General features: G+C 69.1%; 14 protein-coding genes. 8 read left to right on the forward strand and 6 right to left on the reverse strand.

Annotation, left to right across the window (positions count from 1 at the left end):
- The first annotated feature begins 10 nt into the window (after window positions 1-10).
- The 4 genes from OL599_RS00440 to OL599_RS00455 are packed head-to-tail and all read left to right on the forward strand — an operon-like array spanning window position 11 to window position 3484.
- Complete coding sequence (locus OL599_RS00440) at window positions 11-1126, forward strand: ABC transporter permease (protein ID WP_264711615.1); 1116 nt, start codon at window positions 11-13, stop codon at window positions 1124-1126.
- Window positions 1123-1887 (forward strand): ABC transporter ATP-binding protein, encoded by a 765-nt coding sequence (locus OL599_RS00445; RefSeq protein WP_264711616.1) that lies wholly within the window; start codon window positions 1123-1125, stop codon window positions 1885-1887. Before OL599_RS00440 ends, OL599_RS00445 begins: the two co-directional genes overlap by 4 nt.
- Window positions 1887-2903, forward strand: a complete 1017-nt coding sequence (locus OL599_RS00450; RefSeq protein WP_264711617.1) for an MlaD family protein — start codon at window positions 1887-1889, stop codon at window positions 2901-2903. Before OL599_RS00445 ends, OL599_RS00450 begins: the two co-directional genes overlap by 1 nt.
- Window positions 2900-3484 carry an ABC-type transport auxiliary lipoprotein family protein gene (locus tag OL599_RS00455; protein WP_264711618.1) on the forward strand — a complete coding sequence of 195 codons (585 nt, stop codon included), beginning with the start codon at window positions 2900-2902 and terminating at the stop codon, window positions 3482-3484. The genes OL599_RS00450 and OL599_RS00455 overlap by 4 nt, the downstream gene beginning before the upstream one ends.
- Here the strand turns inward: OL599_RS00455 and OL599_RS00460 are convergent.
- Window positions 3453-4121, reverse strand: coding sequence for a TetR/AcrR family transcriptional regulator (locus tag OL599_RS00460; RefSeq protein ID WP_264711619.1), 669 nt, complete (start codon window positions 4119-4121; stop codon window positions 3453-3455). The genes OL599_RS00455 and OL599_RS00460 overlap by 32 nt on opposite strands.
- 190 nt (window positions 4122-4311) lie before the next feature.
- Here OL599_RS00460 and OL599_RS00465 point away from each other — a divergent pair, with 190 nt between their 5' ends.
- Together OL599_RS00465 and OL599_RS00470 are read left to right on the forward strand one after the other, a co-directional pair.
- Window positions 4312-5475: an HlyD family secretion protein gene (locus tag OL599_RS00465; RefSeq protein WP_264711620.1), complete on the forward strand. Its 1164-nt coding sequence runs from the start codon at window positions 4312-4314 to the stop codon at window positions 5473-5475.
- Window positions 5472-7061: a DHA2 family efflux MFS transporter permease subunit gene (locus OL599_RS00470; protein WP_264711621.1), complete on the forward strand. Its 1590-nt coding sequence runs from the start codon at window positions 5472-5474 to the stop codon at window positions 7059-7061. Before OL599_RS00465 ends, OL599_RS00470 begins: the two co-directional genes overlap by 4 nt.
- Window positions 7062-7124: 63 nt before the next feature.
- Here the strand turns inward: OL599_RS00470 and OL599_RS00475 are convergent, their stop codons facing one another.
- The 3 genes from OL599_RS00475 to OL599_RS00485 form a co-directional block, all read right to left on the reverse strand.
- A complete protein-coding gene (locus OL599_RS00475; protein WP_264711622.1) occupies window positions 7125-9446 on the reverse strand; it encodes a xanthine dehydrogenase family protein molybdopterin-binding subunit in 2322 nt (773 codons plus the stop codon).
- Between the two features lie 77 nt (window positions 9447-9523).
- Window positions 9524-12661 carry an efflux RND transporter permease subunit gene (locus tag OL599_RS00480; protein ID WP_264711623.1) on the reverse strand — a complete coding sequence of 1046 codons (3138 nt, stop codon included), beginning with the start codon at window positions 12659-12661 and terminating at the stop codon, window positions 9524-9526.
- A gap of 4 nt (window positions 12662-12665) precedes the next feature.
- Window positions 12666-13850 (reverse strand): efflux RND transporter periplasmic adaptor subunit, encoded by a 1185-nt coding sequence (locus tag OL599_RS00485; protein ID WP_264711624.1) that lies wholly within the window; start codon window positions 13848-13850, stop codon window positions 12666-12668.
- 293 nt (window positions 13851-14143) lie between these two features.
- On the opposite strand from OL599_RS00485, the gene OL599_RS00490 reads away from it, so the two are divergent.
- Window positions 14144-15076 (forward strand): hydroxymethylglutaryl-CoA lyase, encoded by a 933-nt coding sequence (locus tag OL599_RS00490; protein WP_264711625.1) that lies wholly within the window; start codon window positions 14144-14146, stop codon window positions 15074-15076.
- 1 nt (window position 15077) lies between these two features.
- Window positions 15078-16253 carry a CaiB/BaiF CoA transferase family protein gene (locus OL599_RS00495; protein WP_264711626.1) on the forward strand — a complete coding sequence of 392 codons (1176 nt, stop codon included), beginning with the start codon at window positions 15078-15080 and terminating at the stop codon, window positions 16251-16253.
- Between the two features lie 18 nt (window positions 16254-16271).
- Here OL599_RS00495 and OL599_RS00500 read toward each other — a convergent pair whose 3' ends face one another.
- Window positions 16272-17357: a Zn-dependent alcohol dehydrogenase gene (locus OL599_RS00500; protein WP_264711627.1), complete on the reverse strand. Its 1086-nt coding sequence runs from the start codon at window positions 17355-17357 to the stop codon at window positions 16272-16274.
- Between the two features lie 94 nt (window positions 17358-17451).
- Window positions 17452-18831, reverse strand: a complete 1380-nt coding sequence (locus tag OL599_RS00505; RefSeq protein WP_264711628.1) for an FAD-binding oxidoreductase — start codon at window positions 18829-18831, stop codon at window positions 17452-17454.
- Window positions 18832-18833: the final 2 nt, after the last annotated feature.

An 18833-nucleotide genomic window follows, 5' to 3' on the forward strand; every position in this document is an offset into this window, starting at 1 on the left:
AAGCCCGCGCATGCCGGCTGATACGGCCGAGCTCGCACGGCTGGAGGTGGGCGAACAGGGCGGCGCCCGCGTGCTGGCATTTCACGGCCGGCTGGATGTGCGCGCAGCGGCGCGGCTGTGGACCGCCGCGCTGCGCGCCGCCGGGCAGGCGGACGGGCAAGCGCTCGTGCTGGACCTCTCGGGGCTGACCGCCTGCGACACGGCGGGCGCGACCCTGCTGCTGGATGTGGAAGGCGCGCATGCGGGTGCGGCCACAGTGACCGGCGCCGCACCGCAGGTGGCGGACATGCTGGCGCGCATCCGCGCCGTGTCCACCGCCGCGCCACGGCCTTCGCCACCGCCGGCGATGACCTGGCGCGAAACGATCCTGTCCGGGTTGCGGGCGGCCACCGAGGGCATCGCCTTCCTGGGCGAGCTGGCGGTGACGATCGCGCGATTCCCTTCACGGGCGCGAATGTTCCGCCGTGGCGACCTGCTGCGAGTGGCCGATCAGGCCGGCGTGCAGGCAATGCCGTTGATCCTGCTGCTGGGCATCCTGATCGGGCTGATCCTGGCCTTCCAGTCGCTGATTCCCATGCGCCAGTTCGGCGCCGACATCTATGTGGCGAACCTGGTCGCCATCGGCATGATCCGTGAGCTTGGCCCGCTGCTGGCCGCGGTGATCCTGGCCGGACGCAGCGGCTCCGCCTTCGCCGCCGAAATCGGCACGATGAAGGTGAACCAGGAGCTCGACGCGCTGACGACCATGGGGCTCGACCCGGTGACGATGCTGGTGCTGCCCAGGCTGGTGGCGGCGCTGTTGCTGGCGCCGGTATTGACCGTTGCCATGAACGTCGCCGGGCTGCTCGGCATGACGCTGGTGCTGGTCGGGGCGGGCATCCCGCCGGTCGCGATCGGCAACCAGGTCGCCTATTGGGTGCAGCCGGGAGACCTGTATGGCGGGCTGTTCAAGGCCGCGGTGTTCGGCGCCGCCGTGGCCGCCGTCGGCTGCCGGGCCGGCCTGTCCACCGGGGTGGGACCGCGCGCCGTCGGCGTGTCCGCCACCGCGGCGGTGGTGGGGGGCATCGTCGCCTCGATCGCGCTGGACGGTGTCTTCGCGATCATCTTCTACAGGTTGGGGCTGTGACCAGAACGGCAGTCGTCCGCGCGACGGGGTTGGCGCAGCGCTTCGGCGCCCGCACCATCTATCGCGACGTCACCTTCGACGTGGCGGCCGGCGAGGTGTTCGTCATCCTCGGCGGCTCGGGTTGCGGCAAGTCCACGCTGATGCGCCAGATCATCGGCCTGCTGCCGCCCAACGAAGGAAAGGTGGAAGTGCTGGGCCAGGACATGTACGCAGCCGGCGTCGATATCCGCGACCGGATCGGCGTGATGTTCCAGTCCGGTGCCTTGTTCGGCTCCATGACGCTGCTGGAAAACGTGATGCTGCCTCTCGAAATGCACACCGACATGCCGCCCCAGGCCCGCGCCCGGCTGGCCAGCGTGAAGCTGGGGCTGGTGGGCCTCGCGGACGCGGCAGCGCTGATGCCGGCGGAGATTTCCGGCGGCATGGCCAAGCGGGCCGCGATCGCCCGTGCCTTGGCGCTGGACCCGCCGCTGCTGTTCCTCGACGAGCCGTCCGCCGGCCTTGACCCCATCACCTCGGCGGGGCTCGATCGGCTGATCCTGGACCTGCGCCACGACCTCGGCGCCACTTTCGTGGTGGTGACGCATGAGCTGGCCTCGATCCTGGCGATCGCCGATCGCTGCATCATGCTGGACCGCACCGCCCAGGGCATCATCGCTGAAGGCGATCCACGCGTGCTGCGCGATTCCAGCGAGCAGCCGATGGTGCGCGCCTTCTTCCGGCGCGAACTGCCGAATGATGCCGCGGGGGCGCCGGCGTGATGACCAGCAAGGCGACCTATCTGCGTGTCGGGTTGCTGCTCGTCGCCGGCATTGTCGCCGCGATCTGGCTGGTTCTGTTCCTCGGGCGCAACCGGGTCAGCCAAGGCGCCCGTTACGAAACCTATTTCACCGAGTCGGTGCAGGGGCTTGAGGTCGGTGCGCCGGTCAAGTTCCGCGGCGTCACCCTGGGCCAGGTGAACGAGATCGGCCTGGTGAGCGCCGCCTATATGCGCGACAAGTCGGCCGATCCGCAGGACCCCACATCACGGCTGGTGTTCGTGCGCTTTGTCATCGACCCGAGGCGGATCGGCCGCGTGCCGGACCAGGAGAGCGCCATCCGCTACGGCCTGCGCGCCCGCCTCGCCAGCCAAGGCATTACCGGACTGGCCTATGTTGAACTCGACTTCGTCGATCCCGTGCGCTTCCCGGTCGCGACGGTGCCGTGGGAGCCGCGCGACACCTACATGCCGTCGATGCCCAGCACGATCACCCAGGTGCAGAACGCCGCGCAGACGCTGCTGGCGAGGATCCAGGGGGTGGACATCGAGCGTCTGGCTGCCGCACTGCAGACCGCGCTGGATGACGTGCACGGACAATTGACCACCGGCGACGCCCATGCCGCGCTGGCCGAGGCCGCGCGCCTGATGAAGACCGCCCGGAAGGGCCTCGAGAGCGCCGACCTGCCGGGGCTGGCGGCGGATCTGCGGGCCACCTCGGGGGCAGTGCGCGGCGCCGTCGACCCCAAGGCGACCCAGAACCTGCTGGCAGCAACCACCCAGGCGGCCGATCGCCTGGCGGTGGCCGCGGGACGGCTGCCGGCGCTGATCACCGCATTGGAGGCGACCGTGAGACGTGCCGATGCCGGCACCGCCGATATCCAGGCCGACCTGTTGCCGGTGCTGCGCGATGCCCGGGCCGCGGCGGCGAACCTGCGCGAAACCAGCGAGACCCTGCGCCGCTATCCTGCGGCGGTGCTGCTGGGCGGCCCGCCGCCACGCACGGATGGCGGCCGGTGAAGCGGCGCGCATTGCTGGCGCTGCCGGCGATCCTGGCCGGTTGCGGCCTTTCCGAGCGACCCTATGCCGAGCGCCGGCAATGGCCGCTGATCGTTCGCCGCCCCATGGCGCTGCCGCCGAAGCGGGGCGGGCGGGTGCTGGAAGTGCGCGCGCTGCGGGCGGGGCCGGGCCTGGAGGCGCGAGGACTGCAGACGCTGGCGCCCGACGGCAGCATCCGCACCGCGTTCTACGAGGAATGGGCGGTGCCGCCGGCGCAGGGGGTGGAGGACGCGCTGCGCCGCTGGCTGGCCGAGAGCGGGCAGTTCGCCGCCGTCGTCGCGCCGGGCAGCCGGGCCGTGCCGGACCTGACGCTGGAGGGCGAGCTTTCGGCGCTGTGGAGCCGGCCAGACGCCGGCCAAGCGCATGCGGCATTGGGGATTACCGTGCTGGCGCCGCGCGGCGAGGCGTCGCGCATCATGCTGCAGCGCATGTTCACCCAAGATGCGCCGCTGACCGCAGCCGGCGCCCAGGCCGAGGTCCAGGCGCAGACCGCGGCCCTGGCAGCGGTGTTCACGCAGATCGAGGCGGCGCTGCGGTTCTGACCTGTGCCGGCGCCGTGGGGGTGGCGAGGCAACCCTGCAGGACGGTGTCCGCCAGGCTGTCCACCCAGGCGTCGTCGATCGGCTCACCCAGCAGCAGGCGCAGATGCATGGGACTGTACAGCGCCGAGAGCAGAGCGGACATATCGAGATCGGGCCGCATCTCGCCGCTGTCGATGCCGCGCTGCAGGATCGCCCGTGCCTCCCGCCGCCGCGGCTGCAGATAGCCCTCGATGAAGGCCGCGATCGTCTCGGGATCGGTCTGGCCCTCGACGATCACGCCGCAGATGATCCGGCCGGCCCGGCCGCGCAGCAGTTTGGCACACAGGCGAAGCTGCGCCTTCATGTCCGCCACCGCGGACGTGGTCTTCGGGAAGCGGATTTCCGGGGCCGTCGCCTCCAGGAACCCTTCCATCGCCAAGGCGCCCTTCTTGGGCCACCAGCGATAGATCGTCGTGCGCGCGACGCCGGAGCGGGCGGCCACCCCCTCGATGGTGAAGCGGGCGAGGCCGCCTTCCGTCAGCAGCTCAAAGGCCGCGCGCAGGACCGACTGCCGCGTCGCGTCGCTGCGCGGCCGTCCCGGCGCCTTCGCCGGGGATCGCGCTGCGCCCGTTGGTCGAGTCCTGGTCGCCTTGTCCATGCTGTTTCGAGACCCACGCAAGCCGGTGATGTGAACACACCATAGGCGTGCGGCCGCTCCGGTTCAATTATAACGCTACGGTATGTCTCCTATCAGGCGGGCGGTGCTTCTGTTGGTGGCAAAGGCCGCATTATACCGCGCCATCGTTGCTACACACTGTAGCGAAACTCCGATCCAAGGAGACACGATGATGCAGCCTGCCAGCGATCTGGCGCCGGCCGCGGACGGCGAAATAGCCGCTCTCGGCAGCGAAGCCCACGCCGCCAGGAGCCGCGCCCGCAAGGGCTGGCTGCGCCGGGGCCTCCTGGGCGCGGCCGCCGTGCTGGTGGTCGCGGGCGCAGCGGAATTCGGTCTGGAGTACTGGCGGGTCGGCCGCTTCCTGGTGGCGACGGACGACGCCTATGTGCAAGCGGACAGCACCGCGATCGCCCCGCGCGTCTCCGGCTACATTGCCGCGGTGCTGGTGGCCGACAACCAGACCGTGAGGGCCGGCGAGGCACTGGCCCGCATCGACGACCGCGACTTCCGCACGGCGCTGCAGCAGGCAACCGCAGACCGACAGACGGCGGAGACCGAGATCGGCAGCATCGACGCGCAGCTGGCGCTGCAGCAGTCCACGATCGACGTGGCCGCAAGTCAGGTGGCGGCCGCCGAGGCGGCGCTGACCTTCGCCCGCCAGGACCAGGCGCGCTACGGCGAGCTGGCCCGCACCGGGGCCGGCAGCACCCAGCAGGCCCAGCAGACTGCCTCCATTCTGCTGCAGCGCGGTGCGGCGCTCCGCCAGGCCAACGCGGCCCTGACCGGCGCGCGCCAGCAGGTCGATGTGCTGAAAGCCGCCCGCACCAAGGCCGAGGCGCAACTCGCCCACGCCACGGCGGCCGAGGAACAGGCCCGGCTGAACCTTGGCTACACCGTGATCGCCGCGCCGATCGACGGCGTCGTCGGCGCCCGGGCCCTGCGCGTCGGGCAGTTCGTGCAGGCCGGCACGCAGTTGATGGCGGTCGTGCCGCTGGACGCCGTCTATGTGGTGGCCAACTACAAGGAAACGCAGCTCACCAACGTCCATCCTGGCCAGCCAGTGACGCTGTCGGTCGACACCTATCCCGGCATGACCCTATCCGGGCACGTGGACAGCGTGGCCCCCGCCACCGGCCTGCAATTCGCATTGCTGCCGCCGGACAACGCCACGGGCAACTTCACCAAGATCGTCCAGCGGATCCCCGTGCGCATCGTGCTCGACCGGCCGCAGGGCGCGCAGGGCATCCTGCGCCCGGGCATGTCCGTGGAACCGACGATCGATACGCGCCAGGAAGCCGGCCGTCTGGCGAGCGCCCGGCCGAGGACCGCGTCATGACCACGCCAGCGGCCATGGCAAAGGGGAGCGCGACCCGCCCCGACGCCGTGGACGCGAAGACCTGGCTGATGGTCGGCGGGTCGATCATCGGCGCCTTCATGGCGGTCCTGAACATCCAGATCACCAACGCGTCGCTGCCGAACATCCAGGGCGCGATCGGCGCCGGACTGGACGACGGCGGCTGGATCTCCACGGCGTACCTGGTGGCCGAGATCGTAGTGATCCCGCTCACCGGCTTTCTGACCCAGGTGTTCTCGCTGCGCCGCTACCTGCTGGCGAACACCGTCCTGTTCCTGGTGCTGTCGGTGGCCTGCGCCTCCGCCCAGGACCTGACCCAGATGATCGTCCTGCGCGCGCTGCAGGGCTTCTTCGGCGGCACGCTGATCCCGCTCGCTTTCACCATCACGCTCACCACCCTGCCGCCGTCCCGCCAGCCGATGGGCCTGGCGCTGTTCGCGCTGTCGGCGACCTTCGCCCCGGCGATCGGCCCCACCATCGGCGGCTACCTGACCGAGACATATGGCTGGCAATGGATCTTCTACGTGAACCTCGTGCCCGGCGCCCTGATGCTGGCCACGCTATGGCCGACTCTGCCGGCCGGGAAAATGCAGCCTGGCCTGCTGCGCCTGGGCGACTGGCCGGGGATCGCCACGCTGTCGATCGGGCTCGCGACGCTGCAGACGGTGCTGGAGGAAGGCAACAAGGACGACTGGTTCGGTTCCACGTTCATCGTGCGGCTGTCGCTGGTGGCGGCGGTGTCGCTGGCCCTGTTCGTGTGGATCGAGCTGACGAGCCCGCGTCCGCTGCTCGACCTGCGGCTGCTGAAGCGGCGCAATTTCGGCCTGGGCAGCATCAGCTCGGTGCTGCTGGGCATGGCGCTCTACGGCTCGGTGTTCCTGCTGCCGCTCTATCTGTCGCAGATGCAGGGCTACAATGCCGAGCAGGTGGGCTTCGTGCTGGCCTGGACCGGCCTGCCGCAGCTGGTGCTGATCCCGCTGGTGCCGCTTCTGATGCGGTGGATCGATGCGCGGATGCTGGTGGCCCTGGGCTTCGCCCTGTTCGCGGCGAGCTGCTTCCTCAACGTTGCGACCTCGCCGGACTATTCGGGACCGCAACTGCTCGTTCCCAATCTGGTCCGCGCGGTCGGCCAGGCCCTGCTGCTGACGCCGCTCACCTCGCTGACGACGGCGGGGATCGAGCGCGCCAGTGCCGCCTCCGCATCGGCGATCTACAACATGCTGCGCAACCTCGGCGGCGCCATCGGCATCGCCGCGTTGCAGACCCTGCTGACCAGGCGCGAACAGTTCCACTCCAGCGTGCTGACGGCGCATGTTTCGCCGATGGCCCTGGCGACCCAGGCCCGGATCGCCGCCCTGCAATCCCACTTCATGGCGGCCGGCACCAGCGATCCCGCCGCCGCCTGGCACGACGCGGTGGTGCAGATCGGCCGTACCATCCGGGCGCAGGCCTATTTCCTGGCCTATGGCGACGCGTTCTACATGATGGGCGCCGGGTTGCTGCTGGCGCTGGGCGCTGTGCTGCTGATGCGCAAGACAGCCGGAAGCGGCGCGACCGGCGCGCACTGACGCAGACAAAGAAACGGCCGGTGGTTTCCCACCGGCCGTTTTCGTTGCAGCCGGGATCTGTCGTCAGGCCGCCCTGGCGATCGCCTTCCACACCTTCTCCGGCGTCGCGGGCATGTCGAGATGGGTCACGCCGATCGGCGTCAGCGCATCGACGATGGCGTTCATCACCGCCGGCGGGCTGCCGACGGCGCCGGCCTCGCCCGCGCCCTTCACGCCCAGCGGGTTGCTGGCGCAGGGCACTTCGATCAGGTCCACTTCGATATCCGGCAGCTCGTCCGCGCGCGGCAGGGCGTAGTCCATGAAGCTGCCGGCGAGCAGCTGGCCGGACTCGGGGTCGTAGACGGTGTTCTCCCGCACCGCCTGGCCGAAGCCCTGGGCCACGCCGCCATGCACCTGGCCGCGCACGATCAGCGGGTTCACCGCTTTGCCGAAGTCGTCGCTGACGGAATAGCGCACCATCGCCACCTCGCCGGTGTCGGGGTCCACTTCGACCTCGGCGATATGGCAGCCGTTCGGGAAGGTGTGGGCGTCGATATTGGCCACTTCCGCCGCATCGAGCGTGGTGACATCGGCGCCTTTGGCGGCACGGTCGCGCTGGGTAGCGGCGAGTGTCAGAATATCCATGCCGCGATCGGTGCCGACGATGGAGAAGCGACCCTGCTCGAACACGATGTCGGCCGGGGCCGCCTCCAACGCCTCGGACGCGGCTTTCTTGCCCTTCTCGATCACGGCGGCCGCAGTCACGAGGATCGCCTGCCCTTCGGAATACAAGCTGCGCGCGCCGCCGGTGCCGCCGCCGGTCGGGATCGTGTCGGTGTCGCCCTGCTTCACCCGCACCTTCTCGCCGGGCACGCCGAGGCGATCCACGGTGAGCTGGACATAGGCGGTCTCATGGCCCTGGCCCGTGGATTGCGTGCCCACATAGACGTCCACGAACCCATCATCGGCGAAACGGATTTCGGCCCGTTCGGTCGGCGCGCCGCCGGTGGCCTCCAGATAATAGGCCATGCCGATGCCACGGCGCTTGCCGCGTCGGGCAGCCTCGGCGCGGCGTGCCTCGAACCCGGCCCAGTCCATCATCTTCAGGCCATGTTCGAGCACGACCTTGAAATCGCCGCTGTCATAGACCTTGCCGACCGGCGTGGTGTGGGGCATCGCGTCCGGTGTCACCATGTTGCGGCGACGGAGCTCCACGCGGTCGATCCCGGCCTCGCGGGCGGCCGCGTCGATCAGTCGCTCCACCAGGTAGTTGGCCTCGGGGCGGCCGGCGCCGCGATAGGCGTCGACCGGCACGGTGTTGGTGAACACGCCGATCACGTTCGCGTAGACGGTCTGGAACCCATACACGCTCGCCAGCACGCTGGTGCCCGCCATGGTCGGGATGTACGGGGCGAAGTTCGAGAGATAGGCGCCCATGTTGGCGACGTTGCGGGTGCGCAGGGCGAGGAACTTGCCGTCCTTGTCCAGCGCGATCTCGCCGAGCGTGATGTTGTCGCGGCCGTGGCTGTCGGACAGGAACGCCTCGCTGCGCTCCGACGCCCATTTCACCGGGCGGCCCAGCTTGCGGGCGGCATAGCAGGTCAGCGCGTGCTCGGGATACAGGAACAGCTTCATGCCGAAGCCGCCGCCCACGTCCGGGGTGATGACGCGGAACTGGTCGGGCGACACGTTGAAGATGTTCTGGCCGAGCATGTCCTTGATGCCCCAGCCGCCCTGCGTATTCGTGCGCAGGGTCCAGCGGCCGGTCGCGGCGTCGTAATCGGCGAACGCCGCCCGCGCCTCCAGCGAGGAGACGACGATACGGTTGTTGACCACGGTCAGGCGGGTGACATGCGCGGCCTGCGCGAACAGGGCCTCCGTCTTCTCCTTCTGGCCGATCTCCCAGTCGAAGCACACGTTCTTCGGCGCACTGTCCCACACCTGCGCGGCGCCGGCATCCATGGCGGTCGCAAGATCGGTGATCGAGGGCAGCATGTCGTAGGCGATCTCGACCAGTTCCGCGGCGTCGCGGCCGGCCTTCGTCGTCTCGGCGACGATGAAAGCGACCGGCTCGCCGACATGGCGCACCGCGCCGTCGGCCAGCACCGGGCGGCGCGGGCTGACCTGCTCTGAACCGTCGCGATTCTTCAGGCTCACCAGGCAGGGCAGGTCGCCAATGCCGTCGGCTTTCAGGTCGGCGATGGTGTAGACCGCCAGCACCCCCGGCACGGCCTTGGCTGCCGCCGTGTCGATGCTGGTGATCGCGGCCGCGGCGTAGGGGCTGCGCAGCACCACGCCATGCACCGTGCCCGGCAGGGTGATGTCGTCGGTGTAGGCGCCGCTGCCCTTCAGCAGGCGCGGATCCTCCACACGGCGAACGGGCTGAGCGAGGCCGAACTTGGTCATGGGCGGTTTCTCTCCGGAGGTCGTTCGTGGGTTCGCGACAGCATGTACGTATCCGGCGGCAAAGGCCAAGACCCGAGTCAGTGTACCGGCTCACCCACCCGGTGGCCGAAGCGGCGTTTCACCCGCTCCCGCATCGCCTGGAATGTTACGTACAGCATCGGAATCAGGAAGATGCCCAGCGTGCTGGCCGCCAGCATGCCGGCGAAGACGGGTGTGCCGACGGCGCGGCGCGACAGCATGGCGGCCCCCTGCGCGGTGACCAGCGGCATCAGGCCGAGGATGAAGGCGATCGACGTCATCATTACCGCGCGGAATCGCATCCTCGCCCCGAGCGCGGCGGCGTCGCGGATTTCCATGCCCGCCTCGCGCTGCTCCTTGGCGAACTCGACGATCAGGATGCCGTTCTTGGCCGCCAGCGCGATCAGCACCACCAGGCCGATCTGGCCGTAGAGGTCGAGCGCCAGTCCGGAGACGAACACGCCGGCATAGGCCCCCAGCACGCCCACCGCCACCGACAGCAGCACCGGGACGGGGATCACCCAGCTTTCGTACAAGGCGACCAGGAAGAGGTAGGCGAACAGCACGGCGAGGGCCAGGATCGGTGCGGTCTGGCCGGAGGCCTGCATCTCCTGATAGGCGGTGCCGGTCCATTCGAACGCGTAGCCCGGCGGCAGGGTGCGCGCCGACACCGCCGTCATCGCCGCCAGCGCATCGCCCGAGGAGACGCCCGGCGCCGGCGAGCCGTTGATGGTGATGGAGCGGTAGTTGTTGTAGCGGCTGATGGTCTGCGGCCCCAGCACGATGCGCATGTCCGCGATCGAGCGCAGCGGCACCATGGTGCCCTGCTTGTTGCGCACGAAGATGCGCCAGACCGCGGGGATGTCGTTGCGGTCCATCGCCTCGCCCTGGATGTTCACCTGCCAGGTGCGGCCATACAGGTTGAAATCGTTGACGTAGATGCCGCCCAGCGTCGCCTGCAGCGCCGTGAACACGTCGCTGATGGTGAGCCCCAGCGCCTGCGCCTTGTCGCGGTCGATGTCCAGAAAGAGGCTGGGCGTGGTCGGGCTGAAGGTGGAGAACACCCGCGACAAATGCCGGTCCTGGTTGGCCGCCGCCACCAGGCCCTGCATCACGCTGCCCATCTCCGCCGGCTCGCGCCCTTCCAGGTTCTGCAACTGGTACTCGAAGCCGCCGCTGGTGGACAGGCCGATGATCGGCGGCAGGTTGAACGGAAACACCACGGCCGAGCGGATCTGTTGGGCTGCGCCGAATACCCGGCCGATCACCGCCTGCGCCTTGTCGCTGGCCGCGGTGCGATCGGCGAACGGCTTCAGCCGCGCCACCATGAAGGCCGCATTGCTCTGCGCGCCGCCGTCGAGCAGCGAGAAGCCGACGATGGAGAGGATGTTGTCGACCTGCGGCATGCCCTTCAGCAGCCCCTCGACCTGCTGCACCACGCCGCGCGTGCGCGCGACCGAGGCGCCGTCGGGCAGCTGGACCGCGACGAAGAACACACCCTGGTCCTCTTCCGGCAGGAAGCCGGTGGGCGTCAGCTTCGACATGCCGAAGATACCCGCGCCGCAGGCGGCGATCAGGACAACGGCGAGGACGGCCACGCGCACGAGGCGGCGGACTACCGCGGCGTAACCGTCGCGCACGGCATCGATGCCACGCAGCACGTACGACATGACGCCACGGCGCTTGTCGGTATGACGCAGGAACACGCCGCACAGCGCCGGCGACAGGGTCAACGCGTTGATCGCCGAGATCAGCATGGCGACGCTGATCGTGACCGCGAACTGCCGGAACAGCTGGCCGGAGATGCCGGGAATGAAGCCGACCGGCACGAACACTGACAGCAGCACCAGGGTGATGGCGATGATCGGCCCGGTAATCTGGGTCATCGCCTTCTTGGTGGCTTCCTTCGGCGTGAGGTGCGGCTCCTCCTCCATCACGCGTTCGACGTTCTCCACGACCACGATGGCATCGTCCACGACGATGCCGATGGCCAGCACCATGGCCAGCAGCGAGACGGTGTTGGCCGAGTAGCCGAGCAGCAGCAGCACCGCGAAGGTGCCGATCAGGCTCACCGGCACCGCGACGGTGGGAATGATGGTAGCGCGCAGATTGCCCAGGAACAGGAACACCACCAGCACCACCAGCACGAAGGCCTCGCCCAGCGTCTTGACCACTTCGTGGATGGTGTCGGCGACGAAAGTCGAGCTGTCGTAGAAGACGATCTTCTTCAGCCCCTCCGGGAAACGTTGCTCCAGCGTGTCCAGCAGGGCGGCGACGCGCGCCGAGGTCGCCACCGCATTGGCGCCGGGAGAGAGGTAGATGCCGATCGTTACGGCCGGATTGCCGTTCAGCCGGCTCTCGGTATCCTGCGTCGCCGCCCCCAGCTCGACGCGCGCCACGTCGCGCACGCGCAGCACCGAGCCGTCCGGGTTGGCGCGCACCACGATGGCGCCGAACTCCTCCGGCGAGGCCAGGCGGCCCTTGGTCTGCAGGTTGATCTGGAACGGCGTGGAGTCGTCGGTCGGCTTGGCGCCGACGCGCCCCACGGCGCCCTGGATGTTCTGGCTCTGGAGCGCGGCAATGATGTCCGACGGCGACAGGTTCAGCTCGATCAGCCGGTCGGTGGAGAACCAGATGCGCATCGAGTAGTCGAGCGCGCCGAACACGAAGGCCTGGCCGACGCCGGGAACGCGGGCGAGCGCGTCCAGCACGTTGATGGTGACGTAGTTGCTGATGAACAGCGGCGTCTGCTTGCCGCCCTCGCTGTAGAACTGCAGGAACTCGAGAATGGCCGAGGACTGCTTCTTGACCACGACCCCCTGGCGCTGCACCTCGGCCGGCAGGCGCGACAATGCGGCCTGGACACGGTTGTTGACGTTGACCGTGTCGATGTCCGGGTCGCTGCCCAGCGCGAAACTGACGGTGAGCGAGTAGCTGCCGTCATTGGCGCTGTTGGACTTCATGTACAGCATCTGGTCGACGCCGTTGATCTGCGCTTCCAGCGGCTGCGCCACCGTCGCCTCCACCACCGCGGCCGAGGCGCCGGGATAGCGGGTGGTCACCTGCACCTGCGGCGGCACGATGTCCGGGAACTGCGCCACGGGAATGCGCGTGAGCGCGATCAATCCCGCGAGCATGGTGACGATGGCAATGACGATCGCCAGCCGCGGGCGGTCGACGAAGAGTGAGCTCAGCATCGCCTCAGTTCCGCGCGGCCGGGGTGGGGGCCGATGGGGCGGCAGCGGACGGGACGGCGGGCGGCGGGGAAATCGGTGCCGGGTTCACTTCGATGCCCGGCCGCACCCGCTGAATGCCGTCGGCGACGACGGTCTCGCCCGCCTGCAATCCGGCCAGGACCACCGCAGTATCGGGCGTGGACTGGCCAAGCTGCACCCGGCGCTGCTGCGCCCGCTTCTCGGCGTCGACCACATAGACATAGCTGCCTTGCTGGTCCGACAGCACGGCCGAGCGCGGGATGGCAAGGGCCAGCACCGGCTGCACGCCCTCCAGCGTCACGGTCACGAACTCGCCATCGGACAACTCGCGATTGCCGGGCTCTCCGGGCCTGGCGCCGGGGCGCAGCGGGTTGGGGATGCGCGCGCGCAAGGTGAAGGTGTCGGTGTTGGCGGCCACGGATGGATCGACATAGTCGAGCCTGCCGATCTGGCCATACATCGTCCCGTCCGGCAGCTTCAGGCGGATGATCACCGCGGCGACGCCGCCCTTGTCGGAATAGCGGTTGCGCAGGTCGAGTGCCGTGCGCACCGAAATCGGGAACAGCACGTACATCGGATCCTGGCTGACGATGCTGGCCAACGGGCCGGAACTGGGCGTGACCACGTTGCCGACGGACAGCGTGCTGCGGCTGATCTTGCCGGAAACCGGGGCGCGGATTTCCGTGTAGTTCAGGTTGATCTGCGAGGCCCGCACCTGCGCCTGCGCCGCCAGCAACTGGGCGGCGTAATTGGCCTGGTTTGCCAGCGCGTCGTCCACGGTGGAGCGCTGGCCGGCGGGCGTGTTCAGCAGCGATTGCGCCCGGTTGAGGGTGATGGTGGCGTTGCGCAACAGCGCCTGGATCTGGGCAACGGCCGCCTGCTTGGCCTCCAGATCGGCCTCGAACGGGCCACGCTCCAGGCGGAACAGCAGGTCGCCCTGCTCCACCTCGGCCCCTTCGGTGAACAGGCGCTCCTGCAGGAAGGCGGTCACCCGTGCCACCAGATCGACCTTGTCGGTCGCCTGGATGCGGCCGACAAATTCACTCGTTTCCGTTACCGGACGTTTCTGTACCGTGACGACACCCACGGCAGGCGGCCCCCCGGGGCCGAACTGGGCGTGGATGGGTGTCGACAGGCCGAGCAGAACGGCTGCGGCCAACAGGGCGAGCATGACGCGCATCAACTAAATCCTCGACGGCCAGGGCATTCCCAGCATGGCTGTCCCCGCTGAGAACGCTCTATCCCTTTGTTTTGGCGAGCAATTCTATCAAGACGACAGAAATCGCCTGCCTGACGTTGCTCCGGCTAGGGGCAGCAGGTGGATCGCTTGGTCCATGTTGCGCCGCACATATGGCATGAAGCGCGGGAGTTCTACCCCACCCGTCGGCAATGAACACGCGCCTTGCCAGCATGTGGCGGCCGCGCCACCCTGCCAGGCATCATCCGGCCTGGAGGGACAGCGACATGAGCGAGACGGTCACGGTCTGCGAAGTGGGGCCGCGCGACGGGCTGCAGATGGCGAAGACCATCATGCCGACGGCAGTCAAGGCGCGTTGGATCGCCGCCATCGCGGCGGCCGGCGTGCCGGAAATCGAGGTGGGCAGCTTCGTGCCGCCGAAGCTCATTCCGCAGATGGCCGACACCGCCGAGATCGTGCGCGAGGCGGTTCGCCTGCCGGGCGTGCAGATCGTGGCCCTGGCGCCGAACCTGCGCGGCGCGCAGAACGCCTATGAGGCAGGCGCCCACCGGATCAGCGTCCCGGTGTCCGTCAGCGAGGGGCACAGCCGCGCCAACCTGAACCGCACGCCCGCCGAGCAGGTGGCCGAGGTCGCCAGGGTCGTCGCATGGGTGCGCGCCCAGCCGCGCGCGATGCAGGTGGAGGGCGCCTGCTCCACCGCGTTCGGCTGCTCGATCGACGGTGTGGTCCCGACCGCCGCCGTGGTGCGGGTCGCCAGCGGCCTGGCCGAGGCCGGGGTGGATTCGGTGGGGTTGGCGGACACGGTCGGCTATGGCCATCCCGCCCAGATCAAGGACGTGGTGCGCGCGGTGCGGGCGGCGATCGGCCCCCGGCTGGAGGGGCTGCACCTGCACGACACGATGGGCCTGGGCCTGGCCAACGCGCTGGCCGGGTTGGAGGAAGGCATCCGCAGCTTCGATTCCGCCCTGGCCGGCCTGGGTGGCTGCCCGTTCGCGCCCGGCGCCTCCGGCAACATCGTCACCGAGGACCTCGTGTTCATGCTGGAGAGCATGGGCTTCTCGACCGGCATCGATCTCGAAAAACTGATCGCCGCCCGCGCCATCCTGCATGCGGGCCTGCCGGCCGAGCCGATGCACGGCAACGTGCCGAAGGCCGGCATTCCCAGGACGTATCACCCCGCCGGCCGCGCCGCCGCCTGACATGGGAACCTTGCCGCTGGCCGGGATTCGCGTCGTCGAATTCGTGCACATGGTGATGGGACCGACCTGCGGCTTGGTGCTGGCCGATCTCGGCGCCGACGTGATCAAGGTGGAGCCGGCGCCGGAGGGCGACAACACCCGCAGGCTCGGCGGCTCCGGCGCCGGATTCTTCGCCTTCACCAACCGCAACAAGCGCAGCCTGGCGGTGGACCTGAAATCGGCCGAGGGCATGGCGCTGGTCAAGCGCCTGCTGGCGACGGCCGACGTGATGGTGGAGAATTTCCGACCCGGGGCAATGGACAAGCTCGGCCTCGGCTATGCCGATGTGGCCGCGCTCAATCCGCGCCTCGTCTATTGTTCCTGCAAGGGATTCCTGCCCGGCCCGTACGAGAACCGCGTGGCGCTCGATGAAGTCGTGCAGATGATGGGCGGCCTCGCCTACATGACCGGCATGCCCGGGCGGCCGCTGCGCGCCGGCAGCAGCGTGAACGACATCATGGGCGGCATGTTCGGCGCGATCGGCATCCTCGCGGCGCTGAACGAGCGGCACGCCACCGGGAAAGGCCGGCTGGTGCAATCCGGCCTGTTCGAGAACAACGTCCTGCTGGTTGCCCAGCACATGGCGCAGTTCGCGGCCACCGGCAAGGAAGCGCCGCCGATGACGCAGCGCCTGCCGGCCTGGCCGATCTACGATATTTTCGAGGTCTCCGACGGCCAGGTGTTCATCGGCGTGGTCACGGACACGCAGTGGAAGGTGTTCTGCGAGGCGTTCGGCATGACGGCGCTGGCCGAGGACCCCACGCTGTCCACGCAACGCGAACGCGTGGAGGCGCGCGAACGCACCATTCCCATTGTCGCCGAGGCGCTGCGCGGCTTCACCCGCGACGGGCTGATGGCGCGCTGCGAGGCGCTGGGCCTGCCTTATGCGCCGATCTCCCGCCCGGTGGAGCTGTTCGACGATCCGCATCTGAACAACTCCGGCGGACTGGTGCCGGTGACGCTGCCGAACGGCGCGCTGACGAAGCTGCCCGCCCTGCCGCTGTCGCTGGACGGCGAGCGCCCGGGCCTGCGCCACGATCTGCCGAAGCCCGGCGAGCACGGCGCCGAGATCGCCCGCGAGCTTGGCTATTCGGAGCGCGATATCGCGGCGATGCGGGCCGCCGGCCGGCTGGTGTGAGCGGCCGGCGGCATCGGTTCAGGCGAAGTCGATGAGCTGGCGAACCGTCGCGCCGGATTTCAGCATGGCGAAGCCCTCGTTGATCTGATCCAGCCGGATGCGGCCGGAGATCAGGTAGTCGAGCTTCAGCCGCCCCTGCCGCCACAGGTTGAGCAGGCGCGGCATGTCCACGCGGAACCTGTTGCCGCCCATCGACGTGCCCTGGATTCGGCGGTCGCGCAGGAAATCAGCGCCGTGCAGCTCGATTTTCGTGCCCACGGGGATCATGCCGATGATGGTGGCGAGGCCGCCCGGGCGCAGCATGCGGAAGGATTGCTCGGCGGTCTCCTTCGAGCCGATGGCCTCGAACGCATAATGCACACCGCCGCCGCCGGTCAGGTCGCGCACGATGTCCACCGGGTCGGCGTTGCTGGCGTTCACCAGGTCGGTGGCGCCCATCTCGCGCGCCAGTTCCAGCTTCGCCGGCTGCGTGTCGATGGCGATGATGCGCTCGGCGCCGGCCAGGGCGGCACCGTTCACCGCGGACAGGCCGATGCCGCCGCAGCCGATCACCGCGACGGTCGAGCCCGGCTCGACCCTGGCCGCGTTGAACACCGCCATCACCCCGGTGACCACGCCGCAGCCCACCAAAGCGGCGCGATCCAACGGGATGTCCGGATCGATCTTCACGATGGCGTGCTCGTGCACCAGCATCTGCTCGGCGAAGGACGACAGGTTCATGAACTGGTGCAGGACCTCGCCCTTCCAGGTCAGCCGGCGCGACATGCCGGGCATCAGCTTCACCTCGGTGTTCTCGCACAGGTTCGGATGCCCGGTGACGCATTGCGGGCAGGCGCCGCAGAACACCGACAGGCACGTGACCACATGGTCGCCGGGCTGCACGTAGGTGACGTCCTCGCCGACGGCCTCGACCACGCCGGCGGATTCGTGGCCGAGCACGCAGGGCACGGGATACGGGTAAAGCCCTTCCATGAAATGCAGGTCGCTATGGCACAGGCCGGCGAAGGCGGTGCGCACCAGCACTTCGTTCCGCTTCGGCCTGGCCAGGCCGATATCCTCGATTGTCAGCGGCTGATGAGCGGCGTGCAGGACGGCGGCTTTCATGGCGTGCTCCCGGACTTGTTCTTGTTGCGCGAGCCTTTCCTGAAGCGTAGGGCGCGGCCGCGGCCGCCGTCCAGAAGTCCGGGCGCCGGGCCGGTCAGTTCAGGAAGATCTTTCCGGGGTTCAGGATGCCGCGCGGATCGAGCGTGGTCTTCACCGAGCGCATCACCGCCAAGGTCTCGGCCCCGTGCTCGACTTCCAGGAATTCGCGCTTGCCGATGCCCACCCCGTGCTCGCCGCTGCATGATCCGCCCAGCGCCAGGGCGCGGGCCACGATCTTCTTGTCGAGCTCCCAGGCCCGCGCGATCCCGTCCGGCTCGGGCGGGACCAGGATCACCGTATGGAAATTGCCGTCGCCGACATGGCCGACGATCGGCGCGGTGAGGCCGGAGGCCGCGATGTCGTCCTGCGCCCCCAGGATCGCCTCGGCGAGCCGGGAGATCGGCACGATCGCGTCGGTCGCGATTCCCTTGTGCCCGGGCTTCAACGCGAGGCAGGCCCAATAGGCGTCGTGTCGTGCGCGCCAGAGCTTGTTGCGTTCCTCCTGGCCGGTGGCCCAGCGGAAGCCGCGCGCGCCGAAGCTGCCGGCGATCTCTTCCGCCGACGTTGCCTGCTCGGCAACCGAAGCCTCGGTGCCGTGGAACTCGAAGAACAGCGTCGGCAACGGCAGCGCGTCCTCGAGTTTCGAATAGGCGATGCAGGCGCCCATCTGCACGTCGTCGAGCAGCTCGATGCGGGCCACGGGAATGCCTGCCTGCATCACCGCGATCACCGTCTCCACCGCGTCGCCCAGCGTCTCGAACTGGCAGATCGCCGCACTCGCCGCTTCGGGGATGCCGTGCAGGCGCAACTGGATCTCCGTGATCACGCCCAGCGTGCCCTCGGAGCCGACGAACAGGTGCGTCAGGTCGTAGCCGGTGGCGGATTTGCGCACGCGCCCGCCGGTGCGGATCACCCGCCCGTCGGCCAGGGCGACAGTCAGGCCCAGCACGTTCTCGCGGATGGTGCCGTAGCGTACGGCGTTGGTACCGCTGGCCCGGGTCGCGCACATGCCGCCGATCGAGGCGTCGGCGCCGGGATCGACGGGGAAGAAAAGGCCCTGGTCGCGCAGATGCGCATTCAGCGTCCGGTGGGTGACGCCGGCCTGCACGCGGCAATCCATGTCGGCGGCGTTCACCTCCAGCACCTGCGTCATGCGCGACAGGTCGAGGCTGATGCCGCCGCGCACCGGGGTCACGTGACCCTCGAGCGAGCTTCCGGTGCCGAATGGGACCACCGGCACGCCATGGGTGTTGCAGATCGCGAGCACGCGGCCGGCTTCTTCCGAGGTCTCGATGAACGCCACGGCGTCGGGACTCACCGGGGGCTGCGTGTCCTGGCCGTGGCTGTGATGCTCGCGCAGGCCGGCATTGGTGGTCAGGCGCTCGCCGAGGAATTCGCGAATGGCGGCGATGGCGGCGTCGACGGGTCGTGACATAG

The organism is Limobrevibacterium gyesilva (assembly GCF_025989185.1).
GTDB lineage: Bacteria > Pseudomonadota > Alphaproteobacteria > Acetobacterales > Acetobacteraceae > Limobrevibacterium > Limobrevibacterium gyesilva.

Excerpts from the sequence above, each read along its gene's own strand:
- OL599_RS00505 (WP_264711628.1), bottom strand. The coding sequence starts at position 18,831 with ATGTCACGACCCGTCGACGCCGCCATCGCCGCCATTCGCGAATTCCTC.
- OL599_RS00440 (WP_264711615.1), top strand. The coding sequence starts at position 11 with ATGCCGGCTGATACGGCCGAGCTCGCACGGCTGGAGGTGGGCGAACAG.
- OL599_RS00480 (WP_264711623.1), bottom strand. The coding sequence starts at position 12,661 with ATGCTGAGCTCACTCTTCGTCGACCGCCCGCGGCTGGCGATCGTCATT.
- OL599_RS00460 (WP_264711619.1), bottom strand. The coding sequence starts at position 4,121 with ATGGACAAGGCGACCAGGACTCGACCAACGGGCGCAGCGCGATCCCCG.
- OL599_RS00500 (WP_264711627.1), bottom strand. The coding sequence starts at position 17,357 with ATGAAAGCCGCCGTCCTGCACGCCGCTCATCAGCCGCTGACAATCGAG.
- OL599_RS00450 (WP_264711617.1), top strand. The coding sequence starts at position 1,887 with ATGACCAGCAAGGCGACCTATCTGCGTGTCGGGTTGCTGCTCGTCGCC.
- OL599_RS00495 (WP_264711626.1), top strand. The coding sequence starts at position 15,078 with ATGGGAACCTTGCCGCTGGCCGGGATTCGCGTCGTCGAATTCGTGCAC.
- OL599_RS00470 (WP_264711621.1), top strand. The coding sequence starts at position 5,472 with ATGACCACGCCAGCGGCCATGGCAAAGGGGAGCGCGACCCGCCCCGAC.
- OL599_RS00475 (WP_264711622.1), bottom strand. The coding sequence starts at position 9,446 with ATGACCAAGTTCGGCCTCGCTCAGCCCGTTCGCCGTGTGGAGGATCCG.
- OL599_RS00490 (WP_264711625.1), top strand. The coding sequence starts at position 14,144 with ATGAGCGAGACGGTCACGGTCTGCGAAGTGGGGCCGCGCGACGGGCTG.
- OL599_RS00485 (WP_264711624.1), bottom strand. The coding sequence starts at position 13,850 with ATGCTCGCCCTGTTGGCCGCAGCCGTTCTGCTCGGCCTGTCGACACCC.
- OL599_RS00465 (WP_264711620.1), top strand. The coding sequence starts at position 4,312 with ATGCAGCCTGCCAGCGATCTGGCGCCGGCCGCGGACGGCGAAATAGCC.